An 18,949-nucleotide genomic window follows, 5' to 3' on the forward strand; every position below is an offset into this window, starting at 1 on the left:
CACCTGACCTGACCGTCCTCACGTGAGGAGTGTCCTCGTGCGATCCAGGTCCCATCCGTTCCGCACCGCGGCGGTGCTGCTGGCCCTCGGGCTGACCGCCGCCGTCGCCCCGCCGGCCGCGGCCGCGCCGCCGACAGCCGCGCCCGCCGGGTCCCCGGCCGCCGCGCTGCGGCAGTACGCCGCCGACACCTGGCGGTCGATGGCCGCCATGGTCGACCCGGGCACCGGGCTGGCGGCCGACAACGTCGGCGGCGACCTCGACCCGGCCGACCGCGCAAGGTACACGTCGCCGACCAACGTCGGCGCGTACCTGTGGAGCACCGTGGCGGCCCGGGAGACCGGCCTGGTCAGCGCCGGCCAGGCCCGCGACCGCATCGCCCGCACCCTCGCCACGCTGGGTCGGCTGGAGGTCCACGAGCCGTCCGGCATGTACTACAACTGGTACGACCCGGCGACCGGGGCGAAGCTGACCACCTGGCCCGTCGACGGCAGCGCCGTGCACCCGTTCCTGTCCAGCGTGGACAACGGCTGGCTCGCCACGGCGCTGACGGTGGTGCGGCAGGCGGTGCCGGAGCTGGCGGGTCGCGCCGACGCGCTGCTGCGCCGGATGGACTTCGGCTACTACTACGACCCGACGCAGCGACAGCTCCGCGGCGGGTTCTGGGTCGAGCCGCCGCCGGGCTGCTCGCTGGCCGGCAACTACCGCACCGGGCCGGACGTGTTCTACACCTGCCACCACTACGGCGCGTTCAACACCGAGCCGCGCATCGCCAGCTACCTCGGCATCGCCGCCGGGCAGATCCCGCCGGAGCACTACTTCGGCACGTACCGCACGTTCGACCCGGAGGGCTGCGACTGGGCGTGGACGGAGCAGCGGGCCGTCGGCCAGTGGCGCACGTACCTGGGGGTGCGGGTGTTCGAGGGCGCCTACCGCTACCGGGGGTTGCAGCTCGTGCCGAGCTGGGGCGGGTCGATGTTCGAGGCGCTGATGGTGCCGCTGTTCGTGCCCGAGGACCGGTGGGGCCCGCGCAGCTGGGCGGTCAACCACCCGACGTACGTGCGGGCGCAGATCGAGCACGGGCTGCGGGAGGCCGGCTACGGCTACTGGGGCTTCTCCCCCGCCAACGACCCCGACGGCGGTTACCGGGAGTACGGCGTGGACCAGCTCGGCATGGACGGGCCGGGCTACACCTCCGACCAGGAGCGCACCTCGGTCGACCCCGGGTACGGCGAGTGCCGCCCCGCCCAGCCGCCGCCGTCGGGCTACGGCCGGGGCGTGGTGACCCCGCACGCGTCCTTCCTGGCGCTGCGCTACGCGCCGGACGACGCCCTGCGCAACCTGGCGAACCTGCGGCGGGACTTCGACGCGTACGGGCCGGGCGGGTTCTACGACTCGGTCGACGTGACCACCGGGCGGGTGTCGAAGCGCTACCTCGCGCTGGACCAGGGCATGGCGATGGCGGCGCTGGGCAACGCCCTGGCCCACGACGTGCTGCGCCGGCCGTTCGAGCAGGGGCCGATGCAGCAGCGGGTCGCCCCGCTGATGCGGATGGAGGAGTTCTCCCTCCCGCGCGGTGGGGGGCGGCGATGACGGGCCGCCACGAGGCCGCGGGCCACCACGCCGGGGGCCACGGGGCGGGCGCCGGGGGCCACGACGTGGGCACGGGCTCGGCCGCCGGCAGCGACGCCCGGGGCGACTGGACGCGGCGCATCGCGCTGCGCAGCGACGAACGCGGGGCGGCGGGCGGCACCCCGGACCTGCCGCCGCCGGCCGGGCTGGCGGCGGTCGCCGGGGTGGGCCACGTGCGGCTGTCCTGGTCGCCGGTGCCCGACGCCGTCGGCTACCTGGTGCACCGGGCCCCGCTGCGCGACGGACGGCCCGCCGGCCCGTTCGCCCCGGTCGACCACCAGGGCGGCGACGTGCTCGCCGTGCCCGACACCTGGTACGTCGACACCACCGGCGAGCCCGGCCGGTCCTACGCGTACGCCGTGGCCGCCGTGCCCGAGGTGACCGTCACCGGTGAGCTGGGCGACCCGGTCGTCGCCGCCGCGCTGCCGGCCGCCGACGGCCCGCCGCCGACGGTGGATGTGCGCGTCGACGCCGCCGCGCCGGGCACGCCGCTGCACCGTCCCTGGCAGCCGATGATCGGCAGCGAGCGGCTGTCGCAGCTGCTGTGCGCCGACACCAGCGGCGGCCGGGAGATCGGGGCGGAGCTGCTGGCGGCCCTGCGCCGCGTCCGCGCGGAGGTGGGCGTCGAGGCCGTGCGGGCGCACGCGATCCTGCACGACGACCTGGGCGTCTACCGGGAGGTCGACGGCCGGCCGGTGCACGACTTCACCGGCGTGGACCGCGTCTACGACCTGCTGCTCTCGGCCGGGCTGCGGCCGGTCGTGGAGATCGGCTTCATGCCCCGCGACCTGGCCCGCGACCCGGAGCGGACGGTGTTCGCCTACCGGGGGGTCATCTCGCCGCCGAAGGACTGGGACCGCTGGGCGGAGCTGGTCCGCGCGCTCGTCGCGCACCTGCTCGACCGGTACGGCGAGGCGGTGCTCGGCTGGGACTTCGAGGTGTGGAACGAGGCCAACCTGGAGGTGTTCTGGGCCGGCACCCGCGAGGAGTGGATGCGGCTGTACGAGGTCACCGCCCGCGCGGTCAAGGACGTCGACCCCCGCATCGCCGTGGGCGGGCCGTCGTCGGCCGCCGCCGGCTGGGTCGACGCCCTGCTGGAACACGCCGCGCAAACGGGCACGCCGGTCGACTTCGTCTCCACCCACACGTACGGCAGCCCGCCGCTGGACCTGCGGCCCACCCTGCGCCGGCTCGGTTTCCCGCACGCCCGGCTGCTGTGGACGGAGTGGGGCGTCACGCCCACCCACTTCCACCCGGTCAACGACGGCGCGTCGGCGGCGACGTTCCTGCTCGGCGGCATGCGGTCGGCCGCCGGGCGGGTCGACGCCCTGTCCTACTGGGTGGCCAGCGACCACTTCGAGGAGCTGGGCCGGCCGCCCCGGCTGCTGCACGGCGGGTTCGGCCTGATCACCGTCGGCGGCATCGCCAAGCCCCGCTACCACGCCCTGCGGATGCTCGCCCGGCTCGGCGACACGGAGCTGCCGGTGCGGGCGTCCGGCGACGGCGCGGACGGCCTGGTGCAGGCGTGGGCGAGCCGGCACGCCGACGGCGGCCTCGCCGTGCTGGTCTGGGTGTCGACGCTCGACCAGTCGAAGCGCGACGGCGATCCGGCGCTGGCCCGCCGGGTCCGGTTGGGCGTGGCCGGCGGGACCGGCGGCGGCGTGACGGTGACCCGGCTCGACCGCGAGCACGGCGACGTCACCACCCTCGCGGGCCGGCTCGGCGTCGGGGACTGGCCGACCGACGGGCAGTGGGACGCGCTGCGGGCCGCCGACGCGCTGCCGGCGGAGCCCGTCGAGCCGGACGTGGCCGGCGGGGTGGCGACGGTGGAGCTGCTGGTGCCCCAGCCGGGCGCCGTGCTCGTCGAGTTCGCGCCGCCTGAGCCGGCGGGCCGAGCCGCTGCGCCGGCGACGACGGGCTGAGGCGGGCCGAGCCGGCGGCCCGTGACGTCGGGCTGAGGCGGGCCGAGCCGGCGGCCCGTGACGTCGGGCTGAGGCGGGCCGAGCCGTCGGCTCGGGGCGGGGCGGGGTCACACGGCGAGCGCGGCCCGGACGGCGTGCTCGGCGGTGGCCCCGCCGTCGCCGGTCGAGGTGACCCGGCCCGACTCCAGCACGTAGTAGCGCTGGGCGACCCGCAGGGCGAAGCCGAGGTGCTGCTCCACGAGGAGCACCTGGATGCCGGCGCGGGCGGTCAGCTCGACGACGCGGTCCTGGATCTCGGCGACCACCGAGGGCTGGATGCCCTCGGTGGGCTCGTCGAGCAGCAGCAGCTTCGGCCGGGTGACCAGCGCCCGGGCGATGGCGAGCTGCTGGCGCTGGCCGCCGGAAAGCAGCCCGGCCCGGCGGCGCAGCAGCGGGCGCAGCGCCGGGAACAGGTCGAGCGCCTCGGCGGTGGCCGCCGCGCCGTCGCGCCGGCCGTCGGCGACCAGCCGCAGGTTCTCCCCCGCCGTCAGGTGCGGGAAGCACTGCTGGCCCTGCGGCACGTACGCCATGCCCCGGGCGACCCGCTGGTGCGGGGCGAGCCGGGTGACGTCCTCCCCGGCCAGCTCGACGGTGCCGGCGCGGGGCCGGAGCAGGCCCACCGCGACCCGCAGCAGGGTGCTCTTGCCGGCCCCGTTGTGGCCCAGCACGGCGGCGACGCCGTCGGCGGGGACGGCGAGGTCCACGCCGTGCAGCACCTCGCTGCGTCCGTACCCGGCGTGCACGCCGCGCAGTGTCAACATCACGCCTCCGTGGGAGCGTCGACGGGGTGGCCGAGGTAGACCTCCTGCACCCGGGGGTCGGCCTGGACCTGGGCGACGGTGCCCTCGCTGAGCACGCGCCCGGCGTGCAGCACGGTCACGGTGCGGGCGAAACGGCGCAGGAAGTCCATGTCGTGTTCGATGACGACGACGGTGCGGTCCCGGCTGACGGTCTCCAGCAGGGCGCCGGTGGCGTCGCGCTCGTCGTGGCTCATCCCGGCGACCGGCTCGTCGAGCAGCAGCAGCCGGGCGTCGGAGACGAGCAGCATGCCGATCTCCAGCCACTGTTTCTGCCCGTGGGCGAGGGTGCCGGCGAGGTGGTCGGCCCGGTCGGCGAGGCCGATGGTGTCCAGGGCTGCGACGACCTCGTCGGGCAGCCGTCGCCGGCGGCGGGCCAGCGTCCACCAGCTCCGGCCGGCCCCGGCGGCGATGTCGAGGTTCTGCGCGACGGTCAGCTCCTCGAACACGGCGGCGGTCTGGAAGGTGCGGCCGACGCCGAGGCGGGCGATGCGGTGCACGTCCCGGCCGAGCAGTTCCCGGTCGCCGAAGCGGACCGAGCCGGTGGCCCGGACCAGGCCGGTGACGGCGTCGACGAGGGTGGTCTTGCCCGCGCCGTTGGGCCCGATGAGGAAGCGCAGGTCGCCGGCGGGCACGTCCAGGTCGACGCCGTCGACGGCGGTGAAGCCGTCGAAGCTGACCCGCAGGCCCCGCACGCGCAGGCCGTCGTTCTGTGCGTCGGTCATGCCGCCGGCACCTCCGTCCGGGTCCGGCCGCCGCGGGCGGGCGGGACGCGGCGCCACCAGGGCGGCCGGTCGGGCGTCGCGCGTCGGGTGCGCCGCAGCGCCCACAGCGACGCCAGGCCGCCGGGGAGGAACGCGACCACCAGCACGAACAGCAGCCCCTGCAGGTACGTCCAGGTGCCCGGGAACCGCTCGGACAGCGCGGTACGCGCCCAGGCGACCGCGACCGCGCCGAGCACCGGGCCGAGCAGGGTGGCCCGCCCGCCGACGGCGACGCCGATGACGAACTCGATGGACGGCACGATGCCGATCAGGGCGGGCGAGATGATGCCGACGGCGGGGACGAACAGCGCCCCGGCGAGGCCGGCCATGCCGGCGGCCACCACGTACGCGACGACCTTGACGGTGGCCGGGTCGTAGCCGAGGAACCGGACCCGCTCCTCCCCGTCGCGCACCGCCACCAGCAGCTCGCCGTAGCGGCTGTGGATGAGCTGGCGGGCCAGCGCGAGCAGCCCCAGCAGCGCGGCGGCGATCAGGAAGTAGACGGTGCGCTGGTTGACCGGGTCGTCGAGGTCGTAGCCGAAGAAGCCCTGGATGTCGGTGAGGCCGTTGGTGCCGCCGGTGGTGCCCTGCTGGCCGACCAGCAGGATCACCATGGCGGCGGCGAGGGCCTGGCTGAGGATGGCGAAGTAGGCGCCCCGCACGCGGCGGCGGAAGACCAGCGAGCCGAGCCCGAAGGCGACGACCATGGGCAGCAGCACGGTGGCGGGCAGGGCGAACCAGGGGCTGGCGAACGGCCGCCACCACCACGGCAGCTCGTCGAGCTGCCCGTACAACTGCATGAAGTCGGGCAGCGCGCCGGGGCCCGCGTCGGCGAGCTTGAGGTGCATGGCCATCGCGTAGCCGCCGAGGCCGAAGAAGACGCCCTGGCCGAGGGTGAGCATGCCGCCGCGCCCCCAGGCGATGCCGATGCCGACGGCGACCATCGCGACGCACAGGTACTTGGCCAGCAGCGCCAGCCGGAAGTCCGACAGCACCAGGGGGGCCGCGCCGAACAGCAGCGCCGCGCCGGCGGCGAAGCCGAGCGCCGCGCGGGCCCGGCCGCCGGCGCGGCGTGCGGGCGGCGGCGGTGCCGGCGCGGCGGGCTCGTCGGCGGCGGTGGCCGGGCCGGTCACGGTGGTCATGCGAGGCTCCTGGTACGCAGGGTGAACAGGCCCTGTGGCCGCCACTGGAGGAACGCGACGATCGCCACGAAGACGATCACCTTGGCGACGCTGAGGGTGGTGAGGTATTCACCGGTGGCCTGGAGCACGCCGAGGGCGAAGGCGACGATCACGCTGCCCTTGAGCTGGCCGATCCCGCCGACCACGACCACCAGGAAGGCGTCGATGATGAGGTTGGTGCCCATGGTCGGGCCGATCGGCCCGAGCAGGGTCAGCGCGACCCCGGCGACGCCGGCCAGGCCGGAGCCGACGAAGAAGGTGGTGCGGTCGACCCGGGCGGTGGCGATGCCGGAGACGGCGGCGAGGTCGCGGTTCTGCACGACGGCGCGGATGCGGCGGCCCAGCGGGGTGAGCCGCAGCGCGAGGGTCAGCGCCACCACGGCGGCCACGGCGAGGCCGAGGATGAACAGCCGGTTGTTGGCGACGGTGATGCCGCCGGGCAGCGCCACGTTGCCGGTGAGCAGGGCGGGCGCGCGGGTCTGCACGTTGGGGCTGCCGAAGATGTCCCGGGCCGCCTGCTGGAGCATCAGCGACACGCCCCAGGTGACGAGCAGGGTGTCCAGGGGCCGGGCGTAGAGGCGGCGGATGAGCAGCACCTCCAGCAGCACCCCGAGCGCGCCGGCCACCGCGAAGGCGACGGGCAGGGCGACCAGCAGCGACCAGCCGGCCGAGGTGATCGTCTGCTGGAGCACGTAGGTGGTGTAGGCGCCGGCCATGATGAACTCGCCGTGGGCCATGTTGATGACGTTCATCTGGCCGAAGGTGAGCGCGAGCCCGAGCGCGACGAGCAGCAGGACCGCGCCGATGCTGACGCCGGTGAAGAGCTGTCCGAACAGGACTGTCACGGTTGCTCCGAGGAGGGGTGGGGCCCGGGCGGCGCGGGGGCCGCCCGGGCCGGGTGGTCAGCTCAGGCCGGTCGCCCAGGGGTAGCTCTTGAGGTACGGGTCGGGCTTGATCGGCTGGCCGGAGTTCCACACCTCGGTGATCAGCCCGTCCGCGCCGACCTTGCCGATCCGGGCGGTCTTGGCGATGTGCTGGGTCGGGCCGTCCACGGTGACCAGGCCCTCGGGCGCCTCGTAGGTGATGCCGCCAGCGGCGGCGCGGACCTTCTCCACGTCGAAGGAGCCGGCCTTGGTGACCATCTCCTTCCACAGGTACACGGCGACGTACGCGGCCTCCATCGGGTCGCTGGTCGGCTTGTCCGCGCCGTACTTCGCCTTGTACGCGGCGACGAACTTCGCGTTCGCCCCGCCCGGGGTGGTCTGGTAGTAGTTCCAGGCGGTCAGCTGGTCCTTGAGATATTGCGTGCCGATGCCCTTGACCTCCTCCTCGGCGATCGACACGGACACCACGGGCATGCTGGTCGCGTTGAGCCCGGCGGACGTGTATTCCTTGAAGAACGCCACGTTGCTGTCGCCGTTGAGGGTGTTGAACACCGCGTCGGCCTTCGCCGACTTCACCTTGTTGACGATGGTGCCGAACTCGGTGGAGCCGAGCGGGGCGTAGTCCTCGCCGAGGACGGTCATCCCGTTGGCCTTCGCGTACGCCTTTATGATCTTGTTGGCCGTGCGGGGGAAGACGTAGTCGCTGCCCACGAGGTAGACCGACTTCTTGCCCTGCGCCTTGAGGTAGTCCAGGCCGGGGACGATCTGCTGGTTGGTCGTCGCCCCGGTGTAGAAGATGTAGGGCGACTGTTCCAGGCCCTCGTACTGCACCGGATAGAACAGCAGCGCCTTGTTCTTCTCGAACACCGGCTTGACGGCCTTGCGGCTGGCCGAGGTCCAGCAGCCGAAGACGGCGGCGACGCGGTCCTCGGAGATGAGCTTCTCGGCCTTCTCGGCGAAGGTCGGCCAGTCCGAGGCGCCGTCCTCGCCGACCGGCACGATCTTCTTGCCGAGGACGCCGCCGGCCGCGTTGATTTCCTCCACGGCGAGCATGATCGAGTCGCGGACGGTGACCTCGCTGATGGCCATGGTGCCGGAGAGCGAGTTGAGCAGGCCCACCTTGACGGTGTCGCCCGAGACGTCGGCGCTGACGCCCGTTCCCGACGTGCTGTCGGAGGTCTTGCTGCCGCACGCGGCCAGCGCGGCTGCGACGACGAAGGCCATGGTGCCGGCCAGGATGCGGCGGCCCCGGAACAGTGACATGCAATCTCCCCTGCGGTGAGCGTGGAGCGACGACCACCGGCCCTGTCGGGCCGGGCTGCATTGCCATTGGCGATTGGTGATTGGTGAAGCGGTGCGGTCACGGGTGTCGCGTCGGGCGGAAAGGCCGGCCGGCGGGTGGGACGCCGGCCGATCATCCGCAGTGGACGTCGGGCAGGCAAAGCCTCGACTCGATTCATTGCGGCCACGTTTCCCGGCCCTTAATTGCCTGTTTCCCGAACGGCCGGTAAGGCCAGCTGAGCGGAGGAAAGCAGCAAAAGCCGCCACCATCTCCGGAGGATTCACGGAGAATGGAGACGGCCCACATCAGACAATTGGAAGAACGGTCGCCTGCGCCCCGTAATCACATTTCGACTAAACGGCCGGCGAGCCAGTTACTTCCTGCGTGAAGGATTTTAGCGGGGTCCCCCGGCCGGCTGTCAAGCGCCCCTACAGCTCCGCCAGCACCGCGAAGTCGAGCCCGTCGGCCTCGGCCAGGTAGATCCGCTGGCGCACGTGCCGCCCCCGCAGCCGCAGCTCCCCCCGCGGCCCCTGGTACGACACCGCGTCGGCGGCGGCCCCGATCGCCCGCACGTCCAGCGTGCGGGCCCGGGCGATCAGCGCCGCCAGCAGCATCACGCCCTCGTAGCAGGACTCCCCCAGGCTGCCCAGCGGCGGCGCCTCCACCCCGAACCGGCGGGCGAACGCCCCGTGGAAGTCGAGGTTCTCCCGGGTGACCAGGCCGGCGAAGAACCCGGCCGTGCTGTACAACCGGCGGGTCGCGCCCGCCCCGCTGGCCAGCAGCATGTTCTCGTCCATCAGCGTGCTCAGCCGCAGGCAGCGCTCGTCCAGCCCGCTGCGGGCGAACGCCCGGTTGAACCGCACCGCGTCCGCGCCGACCAGCAGCATCAGCACCCCGTCTGCCTCGGACTGCTCGACGGCGCGCAGGACGGGGCCGAAGTCGTCGGTGCCCAGCGGCAGGAACCGCTGCCCGCACACCCGCGCCCCGCTGCGCAGCGCGTACCGCTGGGCGGCACGGGCCGTGCGGCGCGGCCACACGTAGTCGTTGCCCACCACGTACCACCGGCGCACGCCCTGCTCGCCGGCCAGCAGCCGCATCGCCGGCCAGAGCTGCGCGTCGGGCGTCTCGCTGGTGAGGAAGACCCCCTCGGTGCGCTCGCCGCCCTCGTAGAGCGCCGTGTAGACGTACGGCACCCGGTGCGCGACGCGCGGGGCCACCGCCTGCCGCACCGACGAGATGTGCCAGCCGGTCACCCCCTGCACCGCGCCGGTCGACACCAGCGCCTCCACCTCGGCGGCCACCTCGGCCGGCGGGGCGCCGCCGTCGACGGGCACCAGGCGCAGCTCGCGGCCGAGCACCCCGCCGGCGCGGTTGATCTCCTCCATCGCGAGCTGGGCGCAGAGCTCGCAGGTCGGGCCGAACATCCCGGCGGGCCCCCGCATCGGGTAGACCAGCGCGACGCTGACCACCGACCGGTCCACGGTGAGCCAGGGCGCGGGAAGGTGGAGCGTCTGCCCCGGCTGGGGATGCGGCGCACCAGCCGGGCGCCCTGCCGGCACGGACATGACGACATGATTGCCGCCGGCCGGTGCCCACACCAGACCCGGTCAGGATGCGGGACCTTTTCGGTACGATGACAGCCCCACCGAACGGGGGAGAGTCATGCCCGAGGTGCCCGCGACGCCCGTCGACCTGCTGCGTGCGCTGACCCGTGCCGAGCGGCTGCTCGCCCGGCGGGTCGGCGGTGTCCTGGCCGCCGAGGGCCTCACCGTGGAGGCCTGGCGGGTGCTGTGCCTGCTCGCCGACGGGCAGGGGCACCCGATGAGCGAGGTCGCCACCGAGGAGTCCCTGCCACCGGGGACGCTGACCAAGCTGGTCGACCAGCTCGTCGACCAGAACCTGGTCTACCGGCGGATCGACCCGCAGGACCGGCGGCGCATCCGCGCGTACCTGACCGCCCGGGGCCGCCGCGAGCAGGAACGCGTCGACGCCCTGGTCCGGGCGGACCTGGCCGACCTGGCCACCGACGACGACCTCGCGCTGGCCGGGGCGCTGGCCGCGCTGGTCGACCGGCTGGGCGCCGGCCGCCGCCCGGTCGGCGCGGGGACCGGCCCGCGCCCCCGCGTCGCGACCCGCTGACGCCCGCAGCCGCCGCCCCGGGCCGGCCACATCCCGCGCCCGTCCGCTCAGGCCAGGGTGAGCCGCTCGCGCAGGGTGTGCGCGTCGGCGGCGGTGGCGGTGAGCAGCGCCGCCGGGCCGCCGGCCAGCGCCAGCCAGGCCACCGCGCCGCCGTCGCCGCTCGCCGGCCGCGCCCGGGGGACGGGCAGGCCGCCGGACCGCACCCCGACGCCGGGCGGCATCCCGACGCCGGGTGCCGCCCCGGGACCCGGCTGCGCGGCGGGACCGGGCGGGACGTCGGGGCCCACCAGCAGCAGCGAGCCCGTCGCCGGGGCCCCACCGAGCACGGCGGGCCCCGCCCAGCCGGGCGCGGACGGGCCGACCGCCGTCGACTGCCGCAGCAGCGGCCGACCGCCGTGGTCGACCGACGTGCGGACGACGGCGTCGCCCGGCGACTCGCCGTACCGGCCGCAGATCAGCTCGTCGCGCCAGGTGAGCCGAGCCCCGGCGGCCAGCTCGACCCGCGACTCGGCGACGTGGTCGCAGCCGGCCGCCGCGACGAGCTGCTCCGGCACCCAGTGCAGAATGCCCCCGTCGTGCACCACCGCGTGCACCCGCATCCGGGACGCCGCCGTCCCGGGGCGGCCGGGCAGCGCCACCGAGGCGGCCACGCTGCCGACGCGCAGCGCCGCCCCGGGGCCCACCTCCACCTCCAGCAGCAGGTCGTCGCCGCCCAGCGGGCCCGCCGCGCCGCCCACCACGTACACCGTGGCGACCCCGCCCTCGGCGGCGGTGGAGCGCAGCAGCAGCGGCGACTCGCCGCGCAGCTCCGTGAGGCGGGTCCCGCCGCGACCGTCGGCCCGCGCCACCACCCGGGCCCGCGCGCGCATCAGGCGACGGCCACGGCGGCCCGGTGGTGGGCCAGCTCGTGCCGGATCCACCCGGCCACCCGGGTCGCCTCCGGGTCGCCGACGATGGACAGGAAGACCGTCGGCAGGTCGCCGCGCCGGGCCCGCGCGTCGCGGTCCATCACGTCGAGGTCCGCGCCGACCATCGGCGCGAGGTCCGTCTTGTTGATCACCAGGAGGTCGGCGGCGGTGACCCCGGGCCCGCCCTTGCGCGGCACCTTGTCGCCGCCGGCCACGTCGACCACGAAGATCTGCCGGTCGATCAGCCCCCGGCTGAACGTGGCCGTCAGGTTGTCCCCGCCGCTCTCCACGAGCACCAGGTCCAGCGGACCGACCGCCTCGCACAGCTCGTCGATCGCGTCGAGGTTCGCGCCGATGTCGTCGCGGATCGCCGTGTGCGGGCAGCAGCCCGTCTCCACCGCCCGGATCCGGGCCGGGTCGAGCACGCCGGCCCGGCGCAGGAAGTCCGCGTCCTCGGTGGTGTAGATGTCGTTGGTGACCACGCCGAGGCGCAGCTCGGTGGCGAACGCCCGGCACAGCGCGGCCACCAGGGCGGTCTTGCCCGAGCCGACCGGCCCGCCGATGCCGATGCGCAGCGGCCGGGCCGCCGCCGGCAGCGGGGCGTGCGGGTCGACCCCGGGCTCGGGGTGGGTGTGGGGGACGTCCTCGTCGTGCGACGAGGTCAGGGGAACGGATTCAGGACGCAAAGAGACGCACCTCCCAGGTGGTGTGGACTTCGGCATGGATGTCGGTGAGGGGGGCCGCGCCGGCCGGCAGCCACTCCGGCGGCCCGTCGGCGGCGGCCACCGCCCGCGCCGCCGTGGCGTCGACGTCGGCCGTCAGGGCGGCGAGCAGCCCGTGCACGCGGTACGGGTCGAGGCCGAGCAGCCGCACCGCCGCGCTCGCCGGGCCGGTCACCGACCCGTACGCGGCGGCGGTCGCCAGCTCGGCCGGGTCGAGGCCGGCGGCCGCCCCGACCAGCCCGAGCACCAGCGGCTGGTGCGGCCCGGTCGGGTCGGCGGGCAGGGCGGCGAAGGGCCCGCCCGGCCACAGCGCCCGCCCGGCGCGCAGCAGGGCCCGGCCCTGCCGGCGGGAGACCGCGCGCAGCGCCGGGGCGGCCGTGCGGGCGTCCAGCTCGGCGTCGAGCCGGGCCAGCGCGGGGCCGGGGTCACCGGCCGCCGCCCGGTGCGCCGCCACCGCGAACGCGGCGGCGACCAGCCCGCCGGTGGCCAGCCGACCGACCAGGAAGCCACGCAGCGACGCCAGGTCGGTGACCAGCCCGGCGGCGACGGCGGCCTCCAGCCCGCTGGAGTGGGCGTGCGCGCCGGCCGGGAACCGCCCGTCGGCGAGCAGGAGCAGCATGCTCGTCATCGTCGTCAGAACAGGTGGTAGAGCTGGGCCATCGGCAGCTCCGTCACCGGGTCCGGCTCGACCACCTCGCCGTCGATGCGCACGGTGAAGGTGTCCGGGTCGACCTCGATGCGCGGCATGGCCCCGTTCTCGGGCAGGTCGGCCTTGCCCCGCGACCGCACGTCCGCGACGGGGACCAGCGGCCGGCGCACGTCGAGGCGCAGCCCGGCCTCCAGCGCCGCCGGGGCCACGAACGCGAGGCTGGTCGCCGCCGGCACCACGCCGTGCGCGCCGAACATCGGCCGGGGCAGCACCGGCTGCGGCGTCGGGATCGACGCGTTCGCGTCACCCATCTGCGCGTACGCGATCATGCCGCCCTTGAGCACCAGGTGCGGGCGTACGCCGAAGAAGGCCGGGTTCCACAGCACCAGGTCGGCGAGCTTGCCCGGCTCCACCGACCCGATCTCGCGTTCCAGGCCGTTGGCCATCGCCGCGCAGATGGTGTACTTCGCGACGTAGCGGCGGGCCCGGCGGTTGTCGGCGCGCCCGTCGCCGGGCAGCGCCCCCACCCGCCGCTTCATCACGTGGGCGCTCTGCCAGGTGCGGGTGATCACCTCGCCGATGCGCCCCATCGCCTGCGAGTCGGAGCCGATGATGGAGATCGCGCCGAGGTCGTGCAGCAGGTCCTCGGCGGCCATCGTCGACGGGCGGATCCGGCTCTCGGCGAACGCCAGGTCCTCCGGCACCGCCGGGTTGAGGTGGTGGCAGACCATCAGCATGTCGAGATGCTCGGCGAGGGTGTTGCGGGTGTACGGGCGGGTCGGGTTCGTCGACGACGGCAGCACGTTCGGCTCGCTGGCGACGGTGATGATGTCCGGCGCGTGGCCGCCGCCCGCCCCCTCCGTGTGGTACGAGTGGATGGCCCGGCCGGCGATCGCGCGCAGCGTGTCGGCGACGAACCCGGCCTCGTTGAGGGTGTCGGTGTGGATGGAGACCTGCACGCCGGAGGCGTCGGCCACCCGCAGGCAGGCGTCGATGGCCGCCGGGGTGGTCCCCCAGTCCTCGTGCAGCTTGAAGCCGCCCGCGCCGGCCCGCAGCTGCTCCCACAGCGCCTCCTCGGAGACGGTGTTGCCCTTGCCGAGCAGCAGCACGTTCACCGGGAACGCGTCCAGCGCCTCGTGCATCCGGGCCAGGTGCCAGGCGTTCGGGGTGACCGTGGTGGCGCGGGTGCCCTCGGCCGGGCCGGTGCCCCCGCCCACGAGGGTGGTGATGCCGCTGGTCAGCGCCTCGTGCACGAGCTGCGGGCAGATGAAGTGCACGTGGGTGTCGACCGCCCCGGCGGTGAGGATGCGCCCGTTGCCGGCGATCACCTCGGTCGCCGGGCCGATCACCAGGTCCGGGTGGACGCCCGGCATCGTGTCCGGGTTGCCGGCCCGGCCGAGCGCGACGATCCGGCCGTCGCGCAGCCCGACGTCGGCCTTGACCACGCCCCAGTGGTCGAGCACCACCGCGCCGGTGATCACCGTGTCGAGGGCGCCCTCGGCGCGGGTGGCCCGGGACTGGCCCATCGACTCCCGGATCACCTTGCCGCCGCCGAAGACCATCTCGTCGCCGCCGACGCAGTGGTCGACCTCCACCTCGATGAGCAGGTCGGTGTCGGCGAGCCGGATCCGGTCGCCCGTGGTGGGCCCGTACAGGTCGAGGTAGCGCCGCCGGTCCAGTTCGCTCACCGGTCCGACCTCCCGTCCGGTGCGGTGGCTGCCTCCGGCGCCGCGGTGGCGCGCGGGGCCGCGTCCAGCGGGCCGGCGACCTCGCCGCGCAGGCCGGCGACGATGCGGGCCCCGCCCAGCGGCACCAGCTCCACCTGGCGGCTGACCCCCGGCTCGAACCGCACGGACGTGCCGGCGGGCACGGCGAGCCGCTGGCCGTACGCGGCGGCGCGGTCGAAGCGCAGGCCGGGGTTGGCCTCGGCGAAGTGGTAGTGCGAGCCGACCTGCACCGGCCGGTCGGCGGTGTTGACCACCAGCAGGGTGGTCACCGGCAGGCCGGCGTTGATCTCGACCGGGCCGTCGCCGGGCAGCACCTCCCCGGGGATCATGGGATCGGGTGGTGCACCGTCACCAACTTGGTGCCGTCCGGGAACGTCGCCTCCACCTGCACCTCCTTCAGCAGCTCGGGGACACCGTCGAGCACGTCGTCGCGGCCGAGCACGCCGCGACCGGCCGACATCAGGTCCACGACCGACCGCCCGTCGCGCGCGCCCTCCAGCAGGAACGCGGTGATGATGGCGACGGCTTCGGGATAGTTGAGGCGCAGGCCGCGCTCGCGGCGGCGACGGGCGACGTCCGCCGCGACGTGCACGAGCAGGCGATCCTGCTCGTGGGGGCTGAGGAACACGGAAACCTCCGGGCGGTCCGGCGTGCACGCTCCCGCAGTCGCGGCGCTTATCGACGGGCGCCGGACGAGAGAGGGTCACACGTGACCGCCGCCGGCCGTCGGCGGTTCGCCCCGGGACCCCACCGGCCCCGGCCCGATCCTACGGCCGCGCAGCGGTGTGGGGGCTGGGAACGGACCGCACCGCCAACCGCTGACCAGACCGTAGAGGATCGCCGGGCACGGTCGCAACGGCCGGGGCGGCGACATGGCGCGGCTCACCGCCCCACCCCACCCCGGCGTCAGCGGCGCAGGCGGATCGTGTAGGTGCGCGACTGCGAGCCGTCCTCGCTGGTCACCGACACGGTCGCCGTACGGCTGCCGGCCCTCGGCTGGCGCACGACGACGGTGGCGTACGGGTCGGCGGCCACGGCGGTGACGCACGGCAGCCCACCCCGGCGGGTCATGGTGTAGGACAGCTTCTCCGGATCGAAGCCGGCCAGCGGCACCCCGTCGAGGGCGATGCTGGCGGCGGAGGCGTCCGACGACGTGCCGGGCGCGGCGGCGAAGACCTCGATCTCGCTGGCGGTGATGTGCCGGTCCGGGTGGGCCGTGAGCACGATCCGCACCGCGTCCGTGGCGGCGGTCACCGGCACGTCGACGGCGGGGGCGCTCGCCGTGCCCGTCGGGACGTCCACCGGCGCGCCGGCGTCGATCCAGCCGCCCTGCGGGTCGCGGACCTGCGCCCGCAGGCTCTGCGGATAGCTGTCGGAGCCGTCGCGGTAGAAGTGGACGACGACCCGGGTGAGCCTCCGGCGCTCCGGCAGGGTGACGGTGAGCGTGTCGGAGGGGTTCTTCGTCCCCGACCGCCAGTTCGACCACGCCTTGTCCGTCAGCACGCCGTTGGCCAGGCCGTCCGGCGAGTAGCCGGGCTCGGTGAAGGTGGCGGCGACGCCCGCCGGGGCCGCCCGCTCCTCGACCGGCGGGGTCACCTGCACCCGCACGCTCGCCGCGAGGGTGCGCCCGTCGCCGGCGTCGGCCTGCCCGGCGAGGGTGACGACGCCGGGGGCGTCGAACGCGCCGGCCGGCAGCGGCTGCCAGCGCACCGGGCGCTGCACCGTCGCGCCCCGCCGGGCCACCGCGGTGACCGTGGCCGGCAGCGTCGGTTCGCCGCCGACGGCGGCCTTCGCCCGGGTGGGCCGCGTCGCCACGAGGGTGTCGACCACGACCGTCGCCCGGGCGACGTGGGCGCGCCCGAGGGCGTCGGTGGCGCGGCCGGTGACCCGCACGGTGCCGGGCCGCTGCCACCTCGACGCGGCGGGCAGCTTCCAGGTGACCGGCAGCGTCCCCCGGGCGTCGTCGCGCCGGACCGGGACGACGGTGTCCGGCAGCGCCGGGACGACCCCGGGGACCGTGAACGCGTCGGTGGGCGCGATCCGCAGGACCGTCTCGTCGGTCACCCGCCAGCGCTGGTTGGCCCCCGAGTTGGCCAGCCAGGAGGTGACCGACGCGCCGTCGCCGGTGGCCTGGCCGCCGACCTCCAGCAGGCGGCGGGAGCCGACGTTGACGAGGGTGTACGTGCCGTCGCCGGTGGTGGACAGGATCCACTGTGCCTGCGGGCCCGGCGCGGCGACGGCGGGGACGAGGGTGACGGCCTGGTCGACGACGGCGACCTGGCGGGTGCCGTCGGCGGTGGCGACGGCGTATCGGGCCCGATTGCTGGTGCCCCCGGCGAGCCGGGTGAGCCGCCACAGCTGGTCCGCGCTCGCCGGGTCGGTGGTGCGGATGACCGCGCCGGAGGCGGTGCCGCCGGCCGGGGCGAGGGAGCGGCCGCTCTGCACGCCGGTGAGGCGGTAGACGTGGCCGTCGCGCACCAGCGCCGCGCCGGGGGCGACCCCGGAGACGCCGGTGACCAGGAACGTCGTCACCGACTGGGCGGGCACGTCCACCCGGGCGGCGCGGCCGCGCACGGCGACGGGGGCGCCGCGCCGCAGCGCCCCGTCCGCGCTGGTGACGACGGGGGTCACGGTCGCGTTGGCGGCGACGGCGCCGAACGCCGACAGGTCGAGCGCGACGGTACGGGCGGCGGTGCTGTCGTTGACGTGCACGACGGTGGCCCGCCCGCCGGTGGCCACGGCGGCGACGCTGGAGGTGTCGTTCACGGCGACGAGCCGGTCGCCAGGGCGGATGTGGTGGGTGAAGTTGCGGACGGTGTCGAACTTGGTGTTCGTGTAGATCGGGCAGGTCCGCAGGGTGTCGGCGGCGGTGCAGTCGAACGGGAGCTGGATGCTGCCCCAGTTGGAGCCCTGCGGGAACTCGCCGCCGGGCTTCATGTTGTCGTAGTCCTCGACCGGCTGCCAGAACACCCACGCCGACGGTTCCAGCTCGCGCAGGTCGTCGACCATGTGCCGGGCCATCCCGAGGCCGGGGGCCATGCTGGTGAGGCTGTGCCCGTCGCCCCAGGAGCCCTCCACCTCGCTCATCCACAGCGGCTTGTCCTCGCCCTTGGCGATGTCGCGGGCGGTGGTGCGCTGGCCCGTGCCGTAGGTGTGCACGTTGAGCTGGTCGACGAGGCCGCGTACGTCGTCGGGGTAGGCGTTCCAGTTCGTGGCGAACGTGCCGGGGTTGGTCTCGTCCATGGCGGACACGCGGGTCCCGCTGCCGGCGGCGCGCAGCTCGGCGGCGACCGCCCGGACGACCTGCTGCTGGAGGCCGGGGCCGGCGTGGGCGCCCTCCTGCCGACCGCCGACCGGGTTGCCGTCGGCACCCAGCCGGGTGCTCCAGTAGGTGGTGTTCGGCTCGTTGAGCGGGTCGATCGTGTCGACGGTGATGCCGTGCGCGGCCTCCAGGCGCTGGGTGACCCGCACGAGATAGGTCGCGAAGTCGTCGACCCGGTCGGCGCGGATCTGGTCGGCGGCGGGGTCGAAGCCGCCGGAGACGTACCCGCTGACGGTCTGGAACCACGGCGGCGAGTTGCTGAAGGTCTCCCACCGGGTGACGTCGTTCTTGATCCGGTCGACCCACCAGCGCTGCGCGCGGTCGGCGTCCGGGTTCCAGTGCTGCGGGTTGTCCGGGTCCCACCAGTCGGCGTCGGCGCGGGTGGTGCCGTCGGGGGCCCGCCACCAGCCGGGCACCGCGCCGCCGGGGCGCAGGTAGTCGGGGACGTCGGGGGCGTTGCCGCCGCCGATGTTGTAGCGGGCGATGTTGAGGTTGAGGCCCTGCTCGCCGAAGACGAGGTCGGCCAGGCGCTGCCGGATCTCCTCGGGGTAGCCGCCGGTGGCGTTGGCGAACCAGACGAGGCTGGTGCCCCACCCCTGGAACTCCTGCCCCTGGTAGGACGGGTCGGGGCGGACGGTGACCACCGGGAGCGCGGCGGCCCCCGGCGCGGCCGCGCCCCCGGCCCCGGCGGCGGATCCGGTTGCCGGCGCGGCGGAGGCGGGGCCGGCGCCGGGCGCGACGGCGACGCCGAGGGTGACGACGGCCGCCGTGACCGCGGCGGCCAGCCCTCGGCGGGACGGGTGTCTGCTCATGTGGACGGTCTCCTCCGACGGGTGGTGGTGAGCCGGTGGATCATGCCGCGTTCCTGCGGCGGGCGCGCTACCTCGATGTTTACGCAAACATCGAGTGTTGCGATGCTCCCAGTCGGCCCGTGGCCCGTCAAGCACGGCCGGCATACTGGGCTGCGCCGCGTGAGCACCGCG

General features: G+C 75.2%; 16 protein-coding genes. 3 read left to right on the forward strand and 13 right to left on the reverse strand.

All coding sequences use genetic code 11. The annotated features are described in order from the left end of the window. Positions 1-37 precede the first annotated feature (37 nt). Positions 38-1,591, forward strand: coding sequence for a glucoamylase family protein (locus tag GA0070558_RS19145; protein ID WP_256092021.1), 1,554 nt, complete (start codon positions 38-40; stop codon positions 1,589-1,591). Next, positions 1,588-3,552, forward strand: a complete 1,965-nt coding sequence (locus GA0070558_RS19150; RefSeq protein ID WP_091282095.1) for a GH39 family glycosyl hydrolase — start codon at positions 1,588-1,590, stop codon at positions 3,550-3,552. Before GA0070558_RS19145 ends, GA0070558_RS19150 begins: the two co-directional genes overlap by 4 nt. 107 nt (positions 3,553-3,659) lie before the next feature. Here GA0070558_RS19150 and urtE read toward each other — a convergent pair whose 3' ends face one another. The 6 genes from urtE to GA0070558_RS19180 form a co-directional block, all read right to left on the reverse strand. Next, positions 3,660-4,352 carry an urea ABC transporter ATP-binding subunit UrtE gene (gene urtE / locus GA0070558_RS19155; RefSeq protein WP_043963239.1) on the reverse strand — a complete coding sequence of 231 codons (693 nt, stop codon included), beginning with the start codon at positions 4,350-4,352 and terminating at the stop codon, positions 3,660-3,662. Continuing rightward, complete coding sequence (gene urtD / locus GA0070558_RS19160) at positions 4,352-5,113, reverse strand: urea ABC transporter ATP-binding protein UrtD (protein WP_091282337.1); 762 nt, start codon at positions 5,111-5,113, stop codon at positions 4,352-4,354. Before urtD ends, urtE begins: the two co-directional genes overlap by 1 nt. After that, entirely contained in the window at positions 5,110-6,294 is a 1,185-nt protein-coding gene (urtC, locus tag GA0070558_RS19165) for an urea ABC transporter permease subunit UrtC (protein ID WP_091282098.1), read from the reverse strand. Before urtC ends, urtD begins: the two co-directional genes overlap by 4 nt. Beyond that, positions 6,291-7,178, reverse strand: coding sequence for an urea ABC transporter permease subunit UrtB (gene urtB / locus GA0070558_RS19170; protein ID WP_091282101.1), 888 nt, complete (start codon positions 7,176-7,178; stop codon positions 6,291-6,293). The genes urtC and urtB overlap by 4 nt, the downstream gene beginning before the upstream one ends. A gap of 57 nt (positions 7,179-7,235) precedes the next feature. Further along, positions 7,236-8,480, reverse strand: coding sequence for an urea ABC transporter substrate-binding protein (urtA, locus tag GA0070558_RS19175; RefSeq protein WP_198956546.1), 1,245 nt, complete (start codon positions 8,478-8,480; stop codon positions 7,236-7,238). A gap of 447 nt (positions 8,481-8,927) precedes the next feature. Continuing rightward, on the reverse strand, positions 8,928-10,064 hold the full coding sequence (locus GA0070558_RS19180; protein ID WP_091282104.1) for a substrate-binding domain-containing protein: 1,137 nt from the start codon (positions 10,062-10,064) through the stop codon (positions 8,928-8,930). Between the two features lie 97 nt (positions 10,065-10,161). Between GA0070558_RS19180 and GA0070558_RS19185 the strand changes: the two genes are divergently transcribed. Further along, a complete protein-coding gene (locus GA0070558_RS19185) occupies positions 10,162-10,638 on the forward strand; it encodes a MarR family winged helix-turn-helix transcriptional regulator (protein ID WP_091282107.1) in 477 nt (158 codons plus the stop codon). A gap of 47 nt (positions 10,639-10,685) precedes the next feature. Here the strand turns inward: GA0070558_RS19185 and GA0070558_RS19190 are convergent, their stop codons facing one another. The 7 genes from GA0070558_RS19190 to GA0070558_RS19220 all read right to left on the reverse strand — a co-directional run bounded on the left by GA0070558_RS19190 (position 10,686) and on the right by GA0070558_RS19220 (position 18,778). Continuing rightward, positions 10,686-11,507, reverse strand: coding sequence for an urease accessory protein UreD (locus GA0070558_RS19190; protein WP_176734268.1), 822 nt, complete (start codon positions 11,505-11,507; stop codon positions 10,686-10,688). Beyond that, complete coding sequence (gene ureG, locus GA0070558_RS19195; RefSeq protein WP_077937565.1) at positions 11,507-12,232, reverse strand: urease accessory protein UreG; 726 nt, start codon at positions 12,230-12,232, stop codon at positions 11,507-11,509. The genes GA0070558_RS19190 and ureG overlap by 1 nt, the downstream gene beginning before the upstream one ends. Further along, positions 12,222-12,896, reverse strand: a complete 675-nt coding sequence (locus GA0070558_RS19200; RefSeq protein WP_091282113.1) for an urease accessory protein UreF — start codon at positions 12,894-12,896, stop codon at positions 12,222-12,224. Before GA0070558_RS19200 ends, ureG begins: the two co-directional genes overlap by 11 nt. Before the next feature lie 5 nt (positions 12,897-12,901). Beyond that, positions 12,902-14,605, reverse strand: a complete 1,704-nt coding sequence (locus GA0070558_RS19205) for an urease subunit alpha (RefSeq protein WP_091282115.1) — start codon at positions 14,603-14,605, stop codon at positions 12,902-12,904. Further along, positions 14,602-14,973: an urease subunit beta gene (locus GA0070558_RS19210; RefSeq protein ID WP_091282118.1), complete on the reverse strand. Its 372-nt coding sequence runs from the start codon at positions 14,971-14,973 to the stop codon at positions 14,602-14,604. Before GA0070558_RS19210 ends, GA0070558_RS19205 begins: the two co-directional genes overlap by 4 nt. Then, on the reverse strand, positions 14,970-15,272 hold the full coding sequence (locus tag GA0070558_RS19215) for an urease subunit gamma (protein ID WP_043963228.1): 303 nt from the start codon (positions 15,270-15,272) through the stop codon (positions 14,970-14,972). Before GA0070558_RS19215 ends, GA0070558_RS19210 begins: the two co-directional genes overlap by 4 nt. A 278-nt stretch (positions 15,273-15,550) precedes the next feature. Continuing rightward, positions 15,551-18,778, reverse strand: a complete 3,228-nt coding sequence (locus GA0070558_RS19220; protein WP_091282120.1) for a glycoside hydrolase — start codon at positions 18,776-18,778, stop codon at positions 15,551-15,553. Positions 18,779-18,949 lie beyond the last annotated feature (171 nt).

Origin of the sequence: Micromonospora haikouensis, assembly GCF_900091595.1 — a bacterium.
Taxonomy (GTDB): Bacteria; Actinomycetota; Actinomycetes; order Mycobacteriales; family Micromonosporaceae; genus Micromonospora; species Micromonospora haikouensis.